General features: G+C 47.6%; 1 protein-coding gene. It reads left to right on the top strand.

All coding sequences use genetic code 11. From position 1 onward, the window contains the following. Window positions 1-29: 29 nt before the first annotated feature. The coding region (locus tag VSR34_RS38675; RefSeq protein ID WP_342965268.1) for a hypothetical protein at window positions 30-439 on the top strand (410 nt) is incomplete at its 3' end.

The raw sequence follows: 439 nt of genomic DNA, 5'->3' as shown, positions 1-439 counted from the left end.
AGAAGAGTCTGAGGAGGAGGATGCCAACGATGGTTCGACTGCTGGGACAGAGTCCAATGCAAATAGCAGCGAAAAAAGAAGACATCAAAGTGGACTTGGATGACGATGAAGAAGATAATGAGCACGAAACGAATGAAGGGGATGGTGACACAACCAACAAACCCATGGAAGACGAAATGGACGTAACTCCCCTGCGTGTGGAACTCCCTCAACCGTCTTTGTCTCGAATGACTGACGAGGAGCTTGCACTCCTGAGACGAAATGACCCTATTGGGTACATGAAGGCGAAGCTGGCTCAAAGGGACATTCCACTTGCTAGGGCTGGCACAAGTTCGACTAGCCATCCTCTGCCCACAGATGAAAGAATTGTACTTCTTAACAGGATCAGGAGAACAATTCTTAATGTGGATATATTCGAAGTGCTCAAACAGGATAGCAC

Origin of the sequence: Paraburkholderia sp. JHI2823 (assembly GCF_038900695.1) — a bacterium.
Taxonomy (GTDB): Bacteria; Pseudomonadota; Gammaproteobacteria; order Burkholderiales; family Burkholderiaceae; genus Paraburkholderia; species Paraburkholderia mimosarum.
This window is presented reverse-complemented; position numbering and strand designations above follow the sequence as displayed.